Annotated in this window: 4 protein-coding genes; all 4 read right to left on the bottom strand. The window is 47.4% G+C overall.

Annotated features, from left to right (window positions below; translation table 11 throughout):
- The coding region (locus tag H6S82_RS27660) for a thiazole synthase (protein WP_191057057.1) at positions 1–743 on the bottom strand (743 nt) is incomplete at its 3' end.
- A 77-nt stretch (positions 744–820) separates the two neighbouring features.
- A complete protein-coding gene (locus H6S82_RS27665) occupies positions 821–2041 on the bottom strand; it encodes a glycine oxidase ThiO (RefSeq protein ID WP_191057058.1) in 1221 nt (406 codons plus the stop codon).
- 46 nt (positions 2042–2087) lie between these two features.
- Positions 2088–2327 carry a hypothetical protein gene (locus tag H6S82_RS27670; RefSeq protein ID WP_190472211.1) on the bottom strand — a complete coding sequence of 80 codons (240 nt, stop codon included), beginning with the start codon at positions 2325–2327 and terminating at the stop codon, positions 2088–2090.
- Positions 2328–2470: 143 nt separating this feature from the next.
- Positions 2471–2806 (bottom strand): 2Fe-2S iron-sulfur cluster-binding protein (locus H6S82_RS27675; RefSeq protein ID WP_242057133.1); only part of this gene is annotated, 336 nt, incomplete at its 5' end.

Here is a 2806-nt window from a genome sequence, read left to right on the forward strand (position 1 = left end):
ATAGCCATTGCCCGTGCCATTGCGGGGGGATTCTGAGCCTGAGCGATCGCAGTATTGATCAACAAGGCATCGGCTCCCATCTCCATTGCGGCGGCGGCTTCGCTGGGCGCTCCAATGCCGGCATCCACTACCACAGGAACTTGTGCGTTGTCAATAATTATTTGAATATTGGCGGCATTTTTTAGGCCCTGTCCCGAACCGATCGGCGAAGCGAGAGGCATAACGGTAGCGCAACCGACTTCTTCTAAACGTTTTGCTAGCATGGGGTCGGCATTGATGTAAGGCAGAACGACAAAGCCTTCTTTGACCAGTTTCTCAGCAGCTGCCAAAGTGCCGATCGGATCTGGTAGTAAATATTTAGGATCGGGAATCACCTCTAATTTGACAAAGTTATTGTCTTCTTGCCCCAATATTTTGGCCATTTCCCGTCCCAGTCTAGCTACGCGGATGGCATCTTCAGCGGTTTGACAGCCTGCCGTATTGGGCAACATCCAAATTTTAGACCAGTCGATCGCTTCTGCGAGTCCTTCGTGTCCGGGTGCGTTGCTTTGCACTCTTCTTACCGCAACGGTGACAATTTCGCAACTGCTGGCAATGATACTTTGCTGCATTTCTGCAATATTGCGATATTTGCCAGTTCCCGTCATCAGGCGCGACTGGAAAGTTTTGCCGGCGATAGTGAGGGATTTATCTAAAAAACGGAAATCGCTTGTTTGTGGGGATGATTTATCTAAAGTTTGCATTTCTGTGTTTCCTACGTGGGTGAAGTGCCTCTAGCACCGGTTTCTTAATTTTCTTAGATTTCTCTGCTTCGGTAACGCTAAGTATTGCTAAACCGTGAGTAGTGAAAATGATTCAGAAGCGGGTCGTGTTTTTGCTCTAAAATTACATCGGCAATCAGAAAAGCGGTGATAGGCGCTAACAAAATCCCGTTGCGATAGTGTCCTGTTGCTAGGGTCAAATCGTCGTAAGCACTCCCTCCCAATATCGGCAATTCGTCTGGCGTTGTCGGTCGAAATCCCCACCATAATTCTTGAATGGGAAAATGTTGTAATTCGGGATAAAGTCGAATCGCTCGTGCCAGCAATGCTTGTATTCCCCCGGTTGTATTATAAGGTGCGAAGCCTACATCTTCACTGCTTGCTCCTATGATAATTCTGCCATCTCGACGCGGCACGATGTAAATTTCCGAGCCAAACAAAACTTGTTTTAAAGGTAACCTTCGCTCTTGCCCGACCGTCAATGGTAAAGATGAAAAGGAAGATACTTTCTCTGTTGTCAACGAGGGAGATAAAAAGAAACATTCTTTTCCCTCTGGTGACAGGGGTGATTCCAGGGAAGGTAAAGGCACGCGCACGGATAGCATTTGTCCCTTTTTGGGATATACTGGCACAGACAGTAATTGATTTGACCAGGCACCAGTTGCTAAAACATATTGTTGAGCTTGCCAATCTCCAGCAGATGTTTTAACGCCGATGACTTGCTTGTTCTGTGTTTGAATTTCTTCAACATTTACGCCTTCGCAAATATTAATGCCTAATTGTTGTGCTGCTGCCCACAATGTTATTGCTAAAGCGCGATTATCTACTTGTCCGTCTTCGGGATACCACCATCCACCGACTACTTCCGAACTCAATCCCGGCTGATGCTGATGAATGGCTTCCTTATCCAACCATATGCTAACAGGAAATTTTCCGCTGACCTTCTGCTCAGATGAAATATTGCTTGCTCGCGACTGGATATCATAGGCTGGGGAGAGAATGCCACAAGGCCAGAATCCTGTTGGCGTACCCGTAATTTGTTCTAGTTTACTTGTCCAATCTGGATACAATGCCCGACTGCGGAGACATAAATCCAGCATAGGGCTGGGAGGTAATTGTTCGGCTTGCGGTGCTAACATTCCAGCTGCTGCGTGGGCGGCTGCTTGCTGAAAGTCTCGCGTCAGAACGGTAACATTTGCTCCCCGTAATTTTAGTTCGATCGCCAGGGAAAGGCCAACGATACCGCCACCGATAATGAGAATGTCGCTCAGTAGATTCATTCAATCAAAATATCAATCAAAATATTGACACTTTTAATGCAATTTTTTACCACAGTGCGGGTATGGGATCTTCTTCATTTGGAGATGGAGAATGAGAAGGTTTTGGTGTTTGTTCATCGCTGGGTTCGTCTGGGGAGGCAGTGGGACTCGAAGACGGATGAGAAGGTGTGTTAGTATCCTCCCCAGGAAGGCGAGTGTTGAATCCAGCGATGACTGCCATAGCGATCGCAACAATCAGCAAGATCGCAATCAGACCGATAACGTTAAAGCCGGTAAATTGGTTCATAGATGTCGAGCCGTTTGCCTATCTTGTCTTGTCCGATCGATCGCAATCTATCATTTGACGGCAAATTTATCGAGCTCTTGAGAAGGTAAAATCTCAAGAGCTGGCAAAGCTATAGTATCGATAATCTCGATCGAATCGGGAAACTAAGCTTGGGGCGTCCAGACGGTGCGATCGCCCTGTCCCCACATCCCATCAAATTTTGTCACGGAAACATCACCTAAAACTTTGGTTTGGCAGGCCAAACGCAGGTTTTTCGCGGGAGAATGGGGAGGAAGAGCCAGCCGCCCTTTTTCTCGCCAGCTAGCTTCGGAAACTTCCCCGTCTACCTTAACGGCACAGGTGCCGCAAGTGCCAAGGCCCCGACAGTTCATCACTGTGGCTTTATCGTTGTACAGAGCGACGTTGTTATCCAACAAAACTTTACGCAGATTTGCGCCAGACTCTACTTCAAAAGTCTTCCCTTGTGCTGAGATCGGAAG

Source organism: Planktothrix sp. FACHB-1355, assembly GCF_014748295.1.
GTDB lineage: Bacteria > Cyanobacteriota > Cyanobacteriia > Cyanobacteriales > Aerosakkonemataceae > Aerosakkonema > Aerosakkonema funiforme_A.